The 15,586-nt window shown below is 68.5% G+C and carries 16 protein-coding genes; 8 read left to right on the top strand and 8 right to left on the bottom strand.

Annotation, left to right across the window (positions count from 1 at the left end; translation table 11 throughout):
- The first annotated feature begins 344 nt into the window (after positions 1-344).
- On the top strand, positions 345-1,442 hold the full coding sequence (locus tag ACFWPX_RS23165; RefSeq protein WP_378919968.1) for an adenosine deaminase: 1,098 nt from the start codon (positions 345-347) through the stop codon (positions 1,440-1,442).
- Positions 1,443-1,494: 52 nt separating this feature from the next.
- On the opposite strand, the gene ACFWPX_RS23160 is transcribed toward ACFWPX_RS23165, so the two are convergent.
- The 5 genes from ACFWPX_RS23160 to ACFWPX_RS23140 are packed head-to-tail and all read right to left on the bottom strand — an operon-like array spanning position 1,495 to position 4,934.
- Positions 1,495-2,733: a primosomal protein gene (locus tag ACFWPX_RS23160; protein ID WP_378919954.1), complete on the bottom strand. Its 1,239-nt coding sequence runs from the start codon at positions 2,731-2,733 to the stop codon at positions 1,495-1,497.
- Positions 2,734-2,747: 14 nt separating this feature from the next.
- Positions 2,748-3,107 carry a YbaB/EbfC family nucleoid-associated protein gene (locus ACFWPX_RS23155; RefSeq protein ID WP_378929051.1) on the bottom strand — a complete coding sequence of 120 codons (360 nt, stop codon included), beginning with the start codon at positions 3,105-3,107 and terminating at the stop codon, positions 2,748-2,750.
- Entirely contained in the window at positions 3,104-3,457 is a 354-nt protein-coding gene (locus ACFWPX_RS23150; protein ID WP_067447900.1) for a hypothetical protein, read from the bottom strand. Before ACFWPX_RS23150 ends, ACFWPX_RS23155 begins: the two co-directional genes overlap by 4 nt.
- Entirely contained in the window at positions 3,454-4,605 is a 1,152-nt protein-coding gene (locus tag ACFWPX_RS23145; protein ID WP_378929050.1) for a C40 family peptidase, read from the bottom strand. The genes ACFWPX_RS23150 and ACFWPX_RS23145 overlap by 4 nt, the downstream gene beginning before the upstream one ends.
- Complete coding sequence (locus tag ACFWPX_RS23140) at positions 4,602-4,934, bottom strand: hypothetical protein (protein ID WP_378919947.1); 333 nt, start codon at positions 4,932-4,934, stop codon at positions 4,602-4,604. Before ACFWPX_RS23140 ends, ACFWPX_RS23145 begins: the two co-directional genes overlap by 4 nt.
- A gap of 147 nt (positions 4,935-5,081) precedes the next feature.
- On the opposite strand from ACFWPX_RS23140, the gene upp reads away from it, so the two are divergent.
- Entirely contained in the window at positions 5,082-5,705 is a 624-nt protein-coding gene (gene upp / locus ACFWPX_RS23135) for a uracil phosphoribosyltransferase (protein WP_378929049.1), read from the top strand.
- Between the two features lie 42 nt (positions 5,706-5,747).
- The gene (locus ACFWPX_RS23130; RefSeq protein WP_378919943.1) at positions 5,748-6,188 is read left to right on the top strand and encodes a DUF4913 domain-containing protein; all 441 of its coding nucleotides are present in this window, start codon (positions 5,748-5,750) and stop codon (positions 6,186-6,188) included.
- A gap of 51 nt (positions 6,189-6,239) precedes the next feature.
- On the opposite strand, the gene ACFWPX_RS23125 is transcribed toward ACFWPX_RS23130, so the two are convergent.
- Positions 6,240-7,748, bottom strand: a complete 1,509-nt coding sequence (locus ACFWPX_RS23125) for a phospho-sugar mutase (protein ID WP_378929048.1) — start codon at positions 7,746-7,748, stop codon at positions 6,240-6,242.
- Entirely contained in the window at positions 7,749-8,528 is a 780-nt protein-coding gene (locus tag ACFWPX_RS23120; protein ID WP_378919939.1) for a purine-nucleoside phosphorylase, read from the bottom strand.
- A gap of 128 nt (positions 8,529-8,656) precedes the next feature.
- On the opposite strand from ACFWPX_RS23120, the gene ACFWPX_RS23115 reads away from it, so the two are divergent.
- The 3 genes from ACFWPX_RS23115 to ACFWPX_RS23105 all read left to right on the top strand — a co-directional run bounded on the left by ACFWPX_RS23115 (position 8,657) and on the right by ACFWPX_RS23105 (position 11,899).
- Positions 8,657-9,358: an enoyl-CoA hydratase-related protein gene (locus tag ACFWPX_RS23115; RefSeq protein ID WP_378919937.1), complete on the top strand. Its 702-nt coding sequence runs from the start codon at positions 8,657-8,659 to the stop codon at positions 9,356-9,358.
- Between the two features lie 49 nt (positions 9,359-9,407).
- Positions 9,408-10,610, top strand: coding sequence for a M20 family metallopeptidase (locus ACFWPX_RS23110; protein WP_378919935.1), 1,203 nt, complete (start codon positions 9,408-9,410; stop codon positions 10,608-10,610).
- 125 nt (positions 10,611-10,735) lie between these two features.
- The gene (locus ACFWPX_RS23105; protein WP_378919966.1) at positions 10,736-11,899 is read left to right on the top strand and encodes a M20 family metallopeptidase; all 1,164 of its coding nucleotides are present in this window, start codon (positions 10,736-10,738) and stop codon (positions 11,897-11,899) included.
- A 125-nt stretch (positions 11,900-12,024) separates the two neighbouring features.
- Here ACFWPX_RS23105 and ACFWPX_RS23100 read toward each other — a convergent pair whose 3' ends face one another.
- Positions 12,025-12,486 carry a gamma-glutamylcyclotransferase gene (locus ACFWPX_RS23100; protein WP_378919964.1) on the bottom strand — a complete coding sequence of 154 codons (462 nt, stop codon included), beginning with the start codon at positions 12,484-12,486 and terminating at the stop codon, positions 12,025-12,027.
- Between the two features lie 225 nt (positions 12,487-12,711).
- On the opposite strand from ACFWPX_RS23100, the gene ACFWPX_RS23095 reads away from it, so the two are divergent.
- Both ACFWPX_RS23095 and ACFWPX_RS23090 read left to right on the top strand, forming a co-directional pair.
- A complete protein-coding gene (locus tag ACFWPX_RS23095; protein WP_378919933.1) occupies positions 12,712-14,112 on the top strand; it encodes an NAD(P)H-quinone dehydrogenase in 1,401 nt (466 codons plus the stop codon).
- A 290-nt stretch (positions 14,113-14,402) separates the two neighbouring features.
- Positions 14,403-15,443, top strand: coding sequence for a hypothetical protein (locus ACFWPX_RS23090; RefSeq protein ID WP_378919931.1), 1,041 nt, complete (start codon positions 14,403-14,405; stop codon positions 15,441-15,443).
- Positions 15,444-15,586: the final 143 nt, after the last annotated feature.

The following is a 15,586-nucleotide window of genomic DNA, read 5'->3' as shown; positions in this document are numbered from 1 at the left end:
CGGTGCGCCGCCTCGCGGCGGCCCCCTTCCTTCTTCTGGTCGTTTCCCCCCTCCCTCCTCTCCCTCCCGTGCAACACCCCCCCCCCCCCCCCCCCCCCGGCCACTTCGTGGCCGTCCCTCCCTAGGGGTCGGGAGTGCGGTGGTTGGGGGTGCGGTCATGGCGGATTTGGGGTGTGGGGTGTGGCTGGTGGTGCGGTAGGCGGGGTCTCAGGGTCCCGTGTGGATGGGTGTGTGGGAGGCGGTGGGTGGCCCGCAATAGTCCTTTGCGGGGCGGATAATCAACGAGACGGTTGCCACGGAGGAAGTTCGCTGCCGGGATCGGCGTGGGCGGCTACCGTCTTTACATGACTGGACCGGCGCCCCTTGACCTTGCTTCGATCCGACGCGCACCGAAGGCATTGCTGCACGATCACCTCGATGGTGGTCTGCGGCCCGCGACGGTGCTAGAGCTGGCCGCTGATTGCGGCTATGACGAACTACCCGCTGCCGATGCCGAGAGTTTGGGGGCGTGGTTTCGCGACGCTGCCGACAGCGGATCGCTCGAGCGGTATCTCGAGACGTTCGCGCATACGGTCGCGGTGATGCAGACCCCGGAGGGGCTGCGCAGGGTGGCGCGGGAATGCGCTGTCGACCTCGCGGCCGACGGGGTCGTCTACGCGGAGGTGCGGTTCGCGCCCGAGCAACATCTGGAGAAGGGCCTCACCCTCGACGAGGTCGTGGAGCACACCCTCGCGGGGTTCCGGGAGGGCGAGGCGATCGCGGCTGAGCAGGGCGATGTCATTCGGGTGACGTGTCTGCTCACGGCGATGCGGCACGCAGCAAGGTCGCGCGAGATCGCGGAGCTCACCGTGCGGTTCCGTGACGCCGGTGTCGGCGGGTTCGACATCGCGGGCGCCGAGGCGGGATTCCCTCCCACCCGCCACCTCGACGCGTTCGAGTATCTGCGAGCCAACCACGCGCACTTCACGATTCACGCGGGTGAGGCGTTCGGCTTGCCGTCGATTCACGAGGCGCTCGCGTTCTGCGGCTGTGATCGGCTCGGCCACGGGGTGCGGATCACCGACGACATCAGCGTCCCGGGCGACATCGAGGACGCGCAGCTCGGCCTGGTCGCGAACTATGTGCGCGATATGCGGGTGCCGCTGGAACTGTGTCCCTCGTCGAATGTGCAGACCGGCGCGGTGCCCTCGCTGGACAAGCATCCGTTCGACCTGCTCGCCCGCCTGCGTTTCCGGGTCACCGTCAACACCGACAACCGCCTGATGAGCGACACCTCCATGAGCGAGGAGATGCTCAAGCTGGTCGACACCTTCGGCTACGGCTGGAGCGACCTGGAACGTTTCACCATCAACGCCATGAAGTCGGCCTTCATCCCGTTCCCGGACCGGCTGAAGATCATCGACGAAGTGATCAAGCCGGGCTACGCGGTTCTGCTCGGTTGACATGAATCAGGGGTGGCACCGCATCGGTGCCACCCCTGATCTCATCGAGAGCTTATTCGCTGACGAGCCGCGCTTCGAACGCACGCTGCAGGTCGCGGAACTGCTGGGCTTCCGTCGCGTACGGCGGGTTCGGCGCCATCCGGTTCGGGTCCGGGTTGAGCAGGTACGAGACGTACCAGCCGAGCGGATTCGACTGGGCGAGAGCCGTTTCCACGCTGTCGTCATCGGCGTAGTCGGCCGCGTCGCTGAACAGTTCGACCGCGAGATCGAGCTGTTCGATGTCGACCGCCTCCGGCCCTTCGGCCAGATCGTCGACCAAACCGGTGAGCACGTAGACGTTCTCGTCGGTCACCTCGACCTCGAGCGAACCGTCCACCGCCGCGGTCTGCACCTCGGCGAAGGTCGACACCCGGGCCAGCTCGTGCTCGTGATCGTCGGCCAGGTAGCGGGCCAGTGCGCGCTCGGAACCGAAGACGGTGATGGTGCTGCCGTTTCCGAGGAAGATCGGCTCGTCGTCGAGGTAGCAGCGCAGGGTGAACTGCTCGCCGTCGGAAGTGACGATCTTGACGGGGTCGATGCCGACCCCGTCCCAGAAGGACTCGTCTTCGTCGTCGTCGGAGGCGGTGAGGTCGACGTTCTCGAACTCTTCCTCCTCCTCGGCGACATCGTCGGCGTCGACCTCGTTCTCCTCGGCCGCCAGCAGCTCCGCCTCGGCGACGGCGACCGCGGCCGCGTCGACCTCGGGCGTGCTCACGACGCTGTCGATCGCGTCGAGCACGTCGTCCCAGCCCTTGACGATCGCGGCACCGACCTGGTCCCACAGCTCTTCGCCGTCGCGGCCGACGAAGGTGCTCGCCCCGCTGGCCAGTGCGCCGAGCACCGGGTTGTTGCCGAAGAACTTGGTCACCACGTCGAGCTCGCACACCTCGGCGATATTGCGCACCATCGCCAGGGTGTCCTCGAGCTCGCCGACGACATCGACGTCCGGGTCGCCCGCGGCCAGCTCCGGCACGGAGACCAGATCGAAGCTGAAATTCTCCTCCGGCTCCAGCTCAGCGGCCGATAGGCCGGCGATGACCGCCCAGGACGGGTGGTCGACGAGGTCGTTGTCGGAGTTGGTGCGGATGAACGCCGCCAGCTCCGCAACGGACTCGAATCCGTAGAGGTCGTCCTCGTGACCGAGGAACGCCTCCCACTCGTCGTCACCGTCGCGCCAGCGCGGTGCCCACAGGGTGACGAGATCGCCATCGGTCAGACCGAGCTCGATCGGGACGATGTCTCCAGAAGCCATGACGCGAAGCCTAGCTAGCTCGAGCGCCGGGCACTATCCGGCCCGGGTGCTAATTGCCCGCCGGGCTGTGCACTCGAACCGGTGAGCGATTCGTTCAGTGTCGCAATGATGTTGGAACGTGCCTCTCCAGCGGTCTCGGTGGCCTGCTTGCAGGCCGACAGGATGAGCGCGGCGGCCTCGGGGGGCGCCAGTGTGGTGATGGCTTCGTCCAGCGTCAGGCCGACGAGGGCGCCGTCGCTGTTCACCTCGGCGGTGACCAGCCCGTCCTCGGTGGTGAAACGCCCGTTGACCTGCTTCAACCCGTACAGCGCCGCCTCGAGCGCCTCGAGTTTTCCGGTGACGCCCGCGACCAGGGCGTCCATTTCCGCACTCACAGTGGCCTCATCCAACTCGTCTGACCGGTGTCGGCATCGTCGATGCGATCGAGTTCGTCGACCGCCTGCCGCCGGGTGGGCAGGTTCATCTTGTCGAGCAGTTCGTCGGGGATCTGCGCCTGCTCGCTGTAGACCTCGCGCAGGCGGGCGGCGGCGGCGATGGTCGAGCGCCGGGTCAGGCGCAGGATCTCGTCGGCCAGCGCCTGGGCGCCGAACTGGTATTCGCTGCGTTCGAATTTGAGCGCGATCGGCAGACCCATGCTGGTCGCGCGGACCGAGATCGTGCCCGAGCGGTTACTGCTGACCGCTGACTCCACATTCGGCACCTCGGGGATCGGCGTGCCGCTCATTCGGTGGGCCTGTAGAAGCCGTAGAACTCCATGCCACTGTTCTCCGTTCGGATGGAACTGATCGAAACCGGATCGCCGGCCTCGACGAGCTGCCCGTTGCCGACCACCATGGCGACATGGCCGTCCCACACGGCCAGATCGCCCGGCATCAGGTCACCGGGGGATACCTGGGGGTTTCCGATGTGCTGTTCCTGCGCGAGGCGCGGGAGCTCGACTCCGGCCTCGCCGTAGGCGTACTTGGTGAGCCCGCTGCAGTCGATGCCCGCCTGCGGGTCGTTGCCGCCCCAGACGTACGGGGTGCCGACGGCGCCGATGGCCGAGCGGACCGCGGTCGCGGCCTTCTCGTTGGGCGCCTCGACCGTACTGCCGTCGGGCAGGGTGATCTTGATGCCGGTGCCCGACCCGGTCGACGAACCGGCCGACGACCCCGTCGATCCGCCCGTGCCCGCGGAGGTTCCGCCGGTGGTGGTCGACTTGGAGCCGCTGGTGCTGCTGTTGCTGCCACCCATCGCCGTCGACAGACCGGATCCCATCGCACTGAGCACCGTGCTGCCGGTGCTCGCCGCGGTCGAGAGCAGACCGGAACTCGACGCCGAGGACACGAGGTTGCTCGCGCCGGAGGAGACGCTCGCCAGCGCCGTGCTCGACGGTGCGGGGGTGAGCTCCTGGATCGCGGCGGTCTGGGTGCTCATTTCGTCCTGCACCCGGCCGACGACGCCCATGCCCTGACCGATGTGGTCGATCGCCGAGCTCACCACGGCGGTCAGACCGGCGGGTGTGCCGAGGGTGGGGCTGAGCGCGGACACCTGGGACAGGAACGAGTTCACGATCCCGTCGAGTTCCTTCTGCCCGGTCTCCACATAGGCGGCGGCCTGGTCGACGACGGTCGCCATCTCGGTGCCGTTGTCGGACAGGGTGGCCGAGGAGGTCTGCACGCGCAGCGCCTTGGCGGTGGCCGCGTCGACGGCCTGGCCGTCCCACGCGGTGTTCACGTTGTTGATGCTGTAGCGACCCTGTTGATAGATCTGGTCGAGGTTGATCGAGGTCGAGCGCAAGCCGTCGGACGCGCCGCCGGTGCCGAGCACGCCGGAGCCGAAGCTCGACAGCAGATCGAGGAGGGGCTGAGCCAGCCCGCTGAGGTCGATCATGCGTCGGTACCGATATCGCCCGCGGCCGCGGAGAGCCCGGCCGCGTTGTTCAGGTCGGTCTCGACCAGGGTGGTCGCGGCGCTGGCGGTGGCCAGCCCCATGCTCCCCATGACCGCCGACAGCTGCGCGATCGACGCCACGTGACCGGCATGGGCGGCGGAGTAGGCAGCGGTGAAATCGCCGCCGATGAGACCCATGATGGGGCCGAGCAGGGTGGGGTCGGAGGCAACCGATCCAGCTGCCGCCGTGGCCAGTTCCGTCGCCATCACCTCGGCAGCCGCGCTGTACGCGACGATGCCCTCGGCATCGGCCGACATCTTTTTCGTCATCGAACTTCCCCCAATCCTCGAGTTCCCGGGCAGAGTACGTCACTCATTATCTTGGACGCACCGACTCCGCATTCGGTTCCCTCGACTGCGAAAATATTTCCCCAGCGGTCGTAGGCGCGAAGCGCCAAGCGACCCTATCGTCTTTTCATGCGCACCGACACTGTCGACCATCCGCTCGCCTCGACCCTGCTCAGCACCATGCGGGACGCTCGTACCGACAACGCCACCTTCCGCAATGCTCTGGCCGATCTCACCGGCATCCTCATGTACGAGGCGCTGCGCGACGCGCCGGTGGTGCGCGAACCGATCGACACGCCGGTCGCGGTCACCGAAGGCGTCCGGTTGGCGTCGCCTCCGCTGCTGGTTCCGGTGCTTCGGGCCGGGCTCGGCATGGTCTACGCCGCAGCCGAACTCGTGCCGCAAGCCCGCGTCGGTTTCGTCGGCATCGCCCGCGACGAGCAGACCCACGAGCCGGTGCCTTACCTCGAATCCCTGCCCGCCGACCTCACCGGCCTGCCGGTATTCGTCCTCGACCCGATGCTGGCCACCGGCGGTTCGATGCGCCACACCATCGAACTCCTCGTCGCCCGCGGGGCCACCGACATCACCGCCATCTGCGTCGTCTCCGCCCCGGAAGGCGTTGCCGCCCTGGCTGGCTCGGGCTTGCCGGTCCGCCTGATCACCGCCGCCATCGACGACCGCCTCAACGAGCACGCCTACATCGTCCCCGGCCTCGGCGACGCGGGCGACCGCCAGTTCGGCCCACGCTGAATCGGCCTCCCACCGCCCGGTTTTCGTGAGATCCTGGCAGGCATGGGGAGTGGGGTTACCGGGCCGGAGAAGCCGTTCGAGCTGGTTTACAGCGATGTCGCGGCCTGGGTGGACGACTATTTCGTCCGAGTGTTCGGTGACGCGCTGGGGTATCGGCCGGACGATCAGCTCAACTGGTGTCCGGAGTGGTGGCGGCACCCGAGCGCGGCCATCCGGCTGGACGCGCTGTGGCGGGTGTGGGAACGCCACCGGCTCGAAGGTGGGCTCGGCATCAGTCTCTGGTTTTTGGACCATGCCGATCCGCATCTGCGGGCTCTGACCGACGGGAACGGACCTTTCCGTCGATGCTCGATCGAGCACGGACACCAGGAGACGTCGCCGCTGCCCACGGCGGGGCTTCCGGCGCACGACGTATTCGGCGATCCCAGCCGCGAGTTGTTCCGCGAGCCGGGTCCCGGCCTCGGCGATGCGGGTGACCCCTAGTTCGGCCCACGCTGACTCAGCGCGGCCGGGCGAGCGATTCCAGGCGGTCGACTATTCCTTGCCTCCTGCCAGCGACCGGCAGAACGTGGTGAGCTCGGAGAGTCGCTGGGCGGCAAGCTGTCTGGCGTTGTTCAGGTCGTCCGGTTCGGATACCTGGGCGAATACCTCCAGGTAGCACTTGAGTTTGGGTTCGGTGCCAGAGGGGCGGACGACGATACGGAAGTCGTCGGCGTCGAAGACCAGCGCGTCGGTGCGTAGCCGGCCGCGGACCTGCGCCTGGTCGGTGAATTTCACCGGGGTACCGGCGATTTCGCTGGGCGGGTCCGCGCGCAGGGCGGCGACCAGCACGCTCGCGGCGGCCTGGTCCGGCAGGCGCAGTGAGACCTGATCTCCCGCGTGCAGGCCGAATTCGACAGCGTAGGAGTCGAGTTCGTCCTGCAGCGTTCGGCCCTGAGCTTTCAGCAGGGCCACGAGATCCGCGGCGGCGACGGCGGCCGAGATGCCGTCCTTGTCACGGACCTTCGTGGGATCGACGCAGTGCCCGATGGCCTCCTCGTAGGCGTATACGAGTCCATCGCCTGCCCTGGCCAGCCATTTGAAGCCGGTGAGGGTCTCGGCGTAGCGCGCCGATCGCGCGGCGGCCAGCTTCGACAGCAGACGCGAGGACACGATGGTCGTGGCGACCAGCGGATCGGTGGGACCGGTACGCAGCACGTAATCGGCCAGCAGCACACCGGTTTCGTCACCACGCACCATGTGCCAGCCAGCAGGACCAGGTACGCCGAGGGCGCAGCGATCGGCATCGGGATCGAGCGCGATCGCGACATCGGCATCGATCCGCTCGGCCAGCGCGAGCAGCAGATCGGCAGCGCCCGGCTCTTCTGGATTCGGGAAGGCGACGGTGGGAAAGTCGGGATCGGGGGCGAACTGTTCATCGACCACGTGCACGTCGGTGAACCCCGCCGCGGCCAGCGCGCGCACCGCGAGCTCACCGCCGACACCGTGCAGCGCGGTGAGCGCGATCCGCACATCCGCTCGTGCACCTGGCCCACCGAGCAGGCCGGGCAATTCCGCGACGCGTGCGAGATACCGATCGACCAGGTCGGCGCCGGATACCGGAACAGGTTCCCGCGCAATCGGTTCGATCACCGCCTCGATGGCCTTCTCGATCTCGCTGTCGGCGGGAGCGATCAGCTGCGACCCGCCGTCGAGATACACCTTGTAACCGTTGTCAGCGGGCGGGTTGTGCGAGGCGGTGATCTGCACCCCGGCCACCGCGCCCAGCTCACGCACCGCGAACGCCACCACCGGAGTCGGCACCGGATCGGCCAGCACCGTCACCGGAAACCCTGCGGCAGCGAAGATCTCCGCCGTCGCGGTGGCGAACTCGGCAGATCCGTGCCGCGCGTCGCGCCCGACCACAACCGCCCCACCGCCGAGGCACCGCGCACGCAACCAGTCGGTCAGTCCGGCCGTGGCCCGCGACACCGTTGTCACGTTCATCCCGTCGGGGCCTTCGCGCAACGGTCCACGCAGGCCCGCGGTCCCGAACCGCAGCATCTACACGCGCTCCAGAATGCCGCGCAGCAGCTTGCCGAGCCGGGGCGCGGCGGCTTGCCCCTCGGCCAGCACCTCGGCGTGCGAAAGATGTTCCCCGGTAACGCCCGCGGCCATATTGGTGACCAGCGAGATGCCGAGCACCTTCGCGCCGAGCGACCGCGCCTCGATGGCCTCCAGCACCGTCGACATGCCGACCAGATCGGCGCCGATGGTCGCGAGCATGCGGATCTCGGCAGGCGTCTCGTACTGCGGTCCGGTGAGCCCGGCGTACACACCCTCGGTCAGACTCGGATCGATTTCCCTTGTCAGCGCCCGCAATTCGGGATCCCAGGCATCGACCAGGTCGACGAACCGCGCGCCTACCAGCGGGGTGCGCGCGGTGAGGTTGATGTGGTCGGCGATCAGCACCGGCTCACCCACAGCCAGCCCCGCTCTGAGTCCGCCCGCGGCATTGGTGAGCAGCACGATCTCGGCGCCCGCCGCGATCGCCGCGGTCACCGGATGCACCACCTGCTGGGGTGTGTAGCCCTCGTACAGGTGCTGGCGACCCATCAGCAGCAGCACATTGTTGTCGTTCACGGTGACCGAATGCACCATGCCGCCGTGACCCTGCGCGCTGGGTTTACCGAAGCCGGGTAGCTCCGTCATGGGGATCGAGGCATGCGGCGCGCCGATCTCGGCTGCTGCCTCCTGCCACCCCGATCCCAGCACCACGGCCACGCGATGACGCGGCACTCCCGTACGTTCGGCAATCGCCGCAGCGGCCTGTTCGGCAGTCATGAAACGAAGTCTAAGCGGCAGCGGGGATGGGCGTCCTCGGGCCGAGTGACCATGGTTGGACAACATCGGGCTCCTGCGTGTCGTACCCGCGAGTAGGTACGCCTTCCGTCGCGGTTTATTCTCCCTGCATGCCGTATTTGGAGCGCTCTGGTGATGTTTTCGTCCTGTACCTCGGCAACGAGGGTGAGACCGACAACGAGAACCGTTTCTCGCCGGGCTGGATCGACGCCTTCCACGCCGCACTCGACAAGGTCGAGGCGTCCGAGGGCGCTGCCGCGCTGGTCACCGTCGCGACCGGTAAGTACTACAGCAACGGCCTCGACACCGATTACGTCTTCGGCAACCTGGACAAGGTCCACGGCTACCTCGACCGGGTGCACTCCCTCTACACCCGCCTGCTGACCTTCCCGATGCCGACGGTCGCCGCGGTCAACGGCCACGCGTTCGGCGCGGGCGCCATGCTGGCCACCTCCCACGACTTCCGCGTGATGCGCGGTGACCGTGGCTTCTGGTCGCTGCCCGAGGTGCACCTCGGCATGCCGTTCACCATCGGCATGAACGGCTTGCTGAAGGGTCGCCTGAGCAACCAGGTGTGCGTCCAGGCGATGACCACCGGCCACCGCTTCGGTGCCGACGAGGCCATCGCCGCCGGCATCGCCGATGCGAAGGCCGACGCCGACGAGGTACTGCCCGCCGCGATCGCCCGTGCCGCCGCGCTGACCAGCCTGCGCAAGCCGATCACCCCGATCATCAAGACCGCGCTGCACGCCGAGACCCTCGCCGCGCTGGCCACCCCGGTCACCCCGGAGAACCTTCCCTTCGGCAACTGACCACGCTCGCCGGTGCGCCGCTGTCGGGCACTGATGCAAGACTGGGGGTATGGCACCCTCGCGCACCGGCGAACTCACAGCCACCGCCTCCGACGCCGCGATTGTGGCTGCCTCGGACGAGCTGATCGGGCTCTCGCACGCGATCCACGCCGAACCCGAGCTGGCCTTCGCCGAGACGCGTAGCGTCGCGAAGGTCCTCGCGCCGCTGGTCGAGCGCGGATTCGCGGTGACCACGGGCGTCGCCGGGCTGTCGACGGCCTTTCGTGCCGTCTACGGCAGCGGCCCGCTGACTGTCGGCATCTGCGCCGAATACGACGCTCTGCCCGAGATCGGGCACGCCTGCGGGCACAACATCATCGCCGCGTCCGCCGTCGGCGCGGCCATCGGGCTGGCCGCGGTGGCCGACGCGCTCGGCCTGACCGTGGTGGTGCTCGGCACGCCCGCGGAGGAGAGCGGCGGCGGCAAGGTGCTCATGCTGGAAGCGGGCGCCTTCGACGACATCGCGATGGCGATGATGGTCCACCCTGGGCCCGGCGACATCGTCGGCGCGCGTTCGCTGGCGCTGGCCGATCTCGCCATCGTCTTCCACGGCCGTGAGGCCCACGCCAGCGCCGCGCCCGAACTGGGCCGCAACGCGGGCGACGCGGTGACCCTGACCCAGGTTGCTGTCGGCTTGCTACGTCAACATCTGCGACCCGGCCAGCAGCTGCACGGTATAGTGTCCGACGGTGGCGTAGCCCCCAACATCGTGCCCGGACGCGCGGAGTTGCTGTACTACCTCCGCGCTGCCGATTCCGGCTCTCTCGACGACCTGATGCGCCGAGCGAAGGCGTGTTTCGAAGCGGGCGCCCTGGCGACGGGCTGCACCCACGACATACGGACGCTCGCGCCCACCTATACCGAGCTCACCCCCGATCCGGTTCTTTCCGCTGCCTACCGCGCGCAGATCACCGGATTGGGACGGACGCCGATCGCGCCCGAGCTCGAGGTGCTGCGGCCGCTCGGGAGCACCGACATGGGCAACGTCACCAACGTCATCCCCGGTATCCACCCGGTGATCGGCATCGATGCCGGCGGCGCGGCCACCCATCAGCCGGAGTTCGCCGCCGCCGCGGTGAACGCCTCGGCGGACCGGGCGGTGCTCGACGGCGCGCTGGCATTGGCACGTACCGCTGTCGCGGTGGCGGGCGATGAAGTACACAGGGACAGGTTGTTGCAACGGCTGATCGAACGACAGGAGGACATTCGGTGACCATTTCCGGCCATCCGGGCACCGCACGCGCAGGCTCCGACGCGCTATCGATGGGTGTTGGCACCCACTCGATGGCGCGCGAGAACGCAGCGTGTCCGACCACGCCGGACACCGAACCAACTCTGATGTCGGAAACCGAGATCGTCGACGCATGGCTGGCCGAGCACGCGGGTGACCTGGTGCAATGGCGCAGACACATCCACGCCAACCCCGAGTTGTCCCGTGCCGAGTTCGCCACCACCGAATTCGTGTCGGGCTGGCTCACCAAGGCCGGGCTGAGCTGGGAAGTGCTGCCGGGTGGCACCGGCTTGATCTGCGATTTCGGCCCCACCGATCGTCCGCGCATCGCCTTGCGCGCCGATATGGACGCGCTGCCGATGCAGGAATTCACCGGCCTGACCTTCGCCTCGACCGTGCCCGGTGTGTCGCATGCCTGCGGGCACGACGCGCACACCACCGTGCTGCTCGGTGCCGGTCTCGCGCTCGCCGAGGTCGAGGACAGGCTGCCGGTGGGGGTACGGCTGATATTCCAGCCTGCCGAGGAAGTGATGCCGGGCGGTGCGATCGACGTGGTCGCGACGGGCGGGATGGCCGGGGTGGACCGGATCTTCGCGCTGCATTGCGATCCGCGTCTGGAGGTCGGCAAGGTCGGCGTGCGGACCGGTGCCATCACCTCGGCGGCCGACACCGTCGAGCTGGTGCTCGACTCGCCCGGTGGGCACACCTCGCGGCCGCATCTGACCAGCGACTTGGTCTACGCGATCGGAACTGTCATCACGGGCTTGCCCGGCCTGCTGAGTCGCCGCGTTGACCCGCGCACCAGCACCGTCATGGTCTGGGGCGCGGTGAGTGCGGGCAAGGCACCCAATGCGATCCCGCAGACGGGCATGCTCACCGGCACGGTCCGCACCGGCGATCACGCCACCTGGCTGCTGCTGGAACCGCTGGTCCGCGAGATCGTCGACGGCTTGCTCGCGCCCACCGGCGTGCGCTACCAGCTCAACTACAAGCGCGGCGTCCCACCGGTGGTCAACGATCCGACCTCGGCGCTGATGTTCGAGGACGCGGTGCTGGCAATGGGTGAGGACGCCCTCGCCGATACCCCACAGTCCGGCGGCGGCGAGGACTTCTCCTGGTACCTGGAAGAGGCGCCAGGCGCCATGGCCAGGTTGGGAGTCTGGTCCGGCGTCGGCGAGCAGTTGGACCTGCATCAGCCGACGTTCGACATCGACGAACGCGCACTGGCCGTCGGCGTGCGTACCTTGACGAACCTCATCCTCCAGGCTTGACCGCCACTCCGCGCATTTTGGCCGGACTCGCCAGCCGCTGACTTTCGTCGGCGGCCGGCGGCCGGCGGTCGTGCGGTGGCTGGGTCAGCTCGTACCCGGTGAGTTACCCATGTTCTTCTGTGCTGCTAAGCGCCTGGGCCGACGTTTTTGCTGTTGCGGGTGCGGAGGGCGTGGACGTAGTCCTCTGGGGCGCCTGCTTTTTCGGCCGCGTCGGCGATGACGCCGATGTAGCGGGCCGAGGGGAGGCCGCCTTCGTAGGCGTCGAGGACATAGAGCCACGCCAGGCGGGACTCGCCCTGGGTGCCGGTGACCCGGATTCGGATCTTCTTGTGGATCCCGAAGTCGGAGCCCTCCCAGCGGTCGAGGCTGTCCTCGTCCTCGGGGGAGACGTCGTAGAGCACGACGAATACCCGCTGGCCGGGATCCTCGACGACGGTGGCCAACGGCCCTTCCCAGCCGATGTCGTCACCGGCGAAGGTCAGGCGCCAACCCTCCAGCCACCCGGTCCCGGACATGGGCGAATGCGGGCAGCGTTCCAGCATCTGCGTCGAGTCCATGTTGGACCCGTAGGCGGCATAGATCGGCACCATCAAACTGTAGCCAATAACCATGGCGGAATTCCTGTCTCCCACCCAGATCGGCTGACGGTCACACTTGCCGATGGCACAGAACGTGGCACACAACACGCGCACCGTTGTTCACCGATCCGACCCGGCCGTGTCACATCGCACCTGAAATGATGGCCTCGACAGCAACGGGCGAGCCCTCACAAGGGGCCAGGTCCGATCAGGCGAGCACAAGGAGCGTGACTGGTGGCACGGATTGCGATCATCGGCGGTGGACCGGCCGGATACGAGGCGGCACTGGTAGCCGCCCAGCACGGGGCCACGGTGACCCTGATCGACGCCGACGGCATCGGTGGCGCCTGTGTGCTGTGGGATTGCGTGCCGTCGAAAACGTTCATCGCCTCGACCGGCCTGCGCACCGATCTGCGCCGCGCGCGCGATCTCGGCATCACCCTCGATGCCGACCAGGCCAAGGTGCATCTGCCCGAGGTGAACGCTCGCGTGAAGGCGCTCGCGCTGGCGCAGTCTTCCGATATCCGCACCAAGTTGCAGGCCGCGGGCGTGCAACTACTTCCGGGCTACGGCGAATTGGTCGGGCCAGCACCGGGTTTGGCGCATCGCGTGCGCGCGACGCTGACCGACGGCAGCACCGAGGAGTTCGAGGCCGAGGTCGTGTTGATCGCGACCGGCGCGAGCCCGCGGGTGCTCCCCGGCGCCGAGCCCGACGGTGAGCGGATCCTGAACTGGCGCCAGCTCTACGACCTGCCGGAGCTGCCGGAGACGCTGGTCGTCGTCGGATCCGGTGTCACCGGCGCCGAATTCGTGTCCGCGTACACCGAGATGGGTGTGCGGGTGAAGCTCGTGTCCAGCCGTGATCGCGTGCTGCCCGGCGAGGACGCCGACGCCGCCCTCGTGCTCGAGGAAGCCCTGGCCGAACGCGGCGTCGAGCTGGTCAAGCACGCCCGTGCCGATGCCGTGGAGCGCACCGCCGACGGCATCGTGGTGAAGCTGTCCGACGGCCGCACCGTCACCGGCTCGCACGCGCTGATGACCGTCGGCTCCACCCCGAACACCCAGAACCTCGGCCTCGACCGGGTCGGTATCGAACTCGATCGCGGCGGATACCTTCGCGTCGACCGGGTTTCGCGTACGTCGGTGCCCGGCATCTATGCCGCGGGCGACTGCACGGGTCTGCTGCCGCTGGCCTCGGTGGCCGCCATGCAGGGGCGGATCGCGATGTACCACGCGCTCGGCGAGGGTGTGAGCCCGATCAGGCTGAAGACGGTGGCCTCGGCGGTGTTCACCCGTCCGGAGATCGCGACCGTCGGTGTCAGTCAGACCGCCATCGACAACGGTGAGGTCCCGGCGCGGACAGTGATGCTGCCGCTCAACACCAATCCGCGCGCGAAGATGTCGGGGCTGCGGCGCGGCTTCGTCAAGATCTTCTGCCGCCCGGCGACCGGTGTGGTGATCGGTGGTGTGGTGGTCGCGCCGATCGCCTCGGAGCTGATCCTGCCGATCGCGCTGGCGGTGCAGAACAATCTGACCGTCACCGACCTGGCCCAGACGTTCTCGGTGTACCCCTCGCTCACCGGTTCGCTCACCGAAGCCGGACGTTTGCTGATGCGCCACGACGACCTCGACTGAGACCGTATCGCCAGAATGTGAAACGAATCACAAGAGGTTTCGGGTTTCGAATTGTGTTGTTCGCCAACGCTGCTCGTCGCTTCCCGGCAACCCGCACACCAGGTGTTTGCGCAGGCGGCGCCGGGTGAACTCGAAACCTGGTGCTGCGTTGCCTGTCCCGCGCTCATGTGGTTGACTCACCGCCGAGGCGTGATCAGATGTTGATCGCGTGGTGGAGCAGTGGGGGATTCCCTCCGGGAAAGGGATTACGAAAAGTGAAGCATCGTAAGCCGAGTCGGGCGCAGCGAGCGATGGCAAGCACGTCGTTGCCGCTGGCTGCCGCGGCAGCCGTGGCAACCCTTCTCGCGGCACCGGCAGGCGCGGTCCCCAGTGACCAGCCGACCACACCCGCGACTCCGGCTCCTGCGCAGCCGGGCCAGCCTTCGGGCGAAGTAGAAGCTCCGGAGACCCCGGAGAGCGCCAAGCCGGGCGAAACCAAGCCGACGCCGGCCCAGCCGGGCGTCACCAGCCCCGCGCCGGGTCAGCCGGAACAGGCCGTCCCCGCCAAGCCGACGCCGAGCCAGCCCGGTGTCACCAAGCCACGTACCGCGCCGCTGCCGGTGCCGGGACAGGCGCAGCCCGCGGTCCAGCCGGAGCGCGCAGGCGCGACGCCCGATCAGCCGGGCACCGCCAAGCCCGAGACGGGTACCACGCCGAGCCAGCCGGGCGCCACGCCGGGCCAGCCGGGCACCACGCCGAGCCAGCCGGGCGCCACGCCTGGACAGCAGCAGACGCAGCCCAGCGTGCCGTCCGGTCAGGGCAACGGGACCGGCACCCAGGCCGAGGTCGAGTCTCCGGACACCCTCATCCAGGAGCCGAAGGAACCGGCCTGGCAGGCACCGCGCCTGGCCAACGCGCCCGCCGCGCCCGTCGTCGAGATGGAAGGCCCGCGCCAGGAACTCGGCGTCACCATCGACGGTGCAGGCATCCTGGCCAACACCCACCACTACAACAACGCCTCGGGCTACGTCGGCACTGTCGGCTACCGGGCGCCGGGTGGCGGTTTCGGTGACGCCGGTGTGTCGGTCGAGTACATCGGCGCGAACTCGGTCAAGGTCACCACCTTCAACGGTGGCGACGGCCGCAGTGACAACACCACGGTGACCGTGCTCGACACCACGCAGGCCAACCTGGCCAAGGCCGCGGTGGAGAACTGGATCAAGGCGCAGCCGGGCGGCACCGCCGCGCTCGATGCGGCCGCGAAGGCTACACTGCCCGTGCCGGGCGAGCTGCTCCAGACGTTGAACGTCGCGGGTGTGAACACCCAGTGGGGTGGCTCGATCCAGTACTGACACGCAGTACGTCGTGGGGGGGGGGGGGGGGGGGCCCCCCCCCCCCCCGGGGGGGGGGGGGGGGGGTGTGGGGGGGGGGGCGGGGGGGGGCGACACACCGGGGGCCGGCAGCACCCCTCGGGGGTAGTTGGACGGGCCGTCAG

It is taken from the genome of Nocardia sp. NPDC058518 (genome assembly GCF_042719655.1).
Classification (GTDB): domain Bacteria; phylum Actinomycetota; class Actinomycetes; order Mycobacteriales; family Mycobacteriaceae; genus Nocardia.
This window is presented reverse-complemented; position numbering and strand designations above follow the sequence as displayed.

Coding starts and splice junctions, on each gene's coding strand:
- ACFWPX_RS23165 (WP_378919968.1), top strand. CDS start 345: ATGACTGGACCGGCGCCCCTTGACCTTGCTTCGATCCGACGCGCACCG.
- ACFWPX_RS23160 (WP_378919954.1), bottom strand. CDS start 2,733: ATGGCTTCTGGAGACATCGTCCCGATCGAGCTCGGTCTGACCGATGGC.
- ACFWPX_RS23150 (WP_067447900.1), bottom strand. CDS start 3,457: ATGAGCGGCACGCCGATCCCCGAGGTGCCGAATGTGGAGTCAGCGGTC.
- ACFWPX_RS23145 (WP_378929050.1), bottom strand. CDS start 4,605: ATGATCGACCTCAGCGGGCTGGCTCAGCCCCTCCTCGATCTGCTGTCG.
- ACFWPX_RS23140 (WP_378919947.1), bottom strand. CDS start 4,934: ATGACGAAAAAGATGTCGGCCGATGCCGAGGGCATCGTCGCGTACAGC.
- upp (WP_378929049.1), top strand. CDS start 5,082: ATGCGCACCGACACTGTCGACCATCCGCTCGCCTCGACCCTGCTCAGC.
- ACFWPX_RS23130 (WP_378919943.1), top strand. CDS start 5,748: ATGGGGAGTGGGGTTACCGGGCCGGAGAAGCCGTTCGAGCTGGTTTAC.
- ACFWPX_RS23125 (WP_378929048.1), bottom strand. CDS start 7,748: ATGCTGCGGTTCGGGACCGCGGGCCTGCGTGGACCGTTGCGCGAAGGC.
- ACFWPX_RS23120 (WP_378919939.1), bottom strand. CDS start 8,528: ATGACTGCCGAACAGGCCGCTGCGGCGATTGCCGAACGTACGGGAGTG.
- ACFWPX_RS23115 (WP_378919937.1), top strand. CDS start 8,657: ATGCCGTATTTGGAGCGCTCTGGTGATGTTTTCGTCCTGTACCTCGGC.
- ACFWPX_RS23110 (WP_378919935.1), top strand. CDS start 9,408: ATGGCACCCTCGCGCACCGGCGAACTCACAGCCACCGCCTCCGACGCC.
- ACFWPX_RS23105 (WP_378919966.1), top strand. CDS start 10,736: ATGTCGGAAACCGAGATCGTCGACGCATGGCTGGCCGAGCACGCGGGT.
- ACFWPX_RS23090 (WP_378919931.1), top strand. CDS start 14,403: ATGGCAAGCACGTCGTTGCCGCTGGCTGCCGCGGCAGCCGTGGCAACC.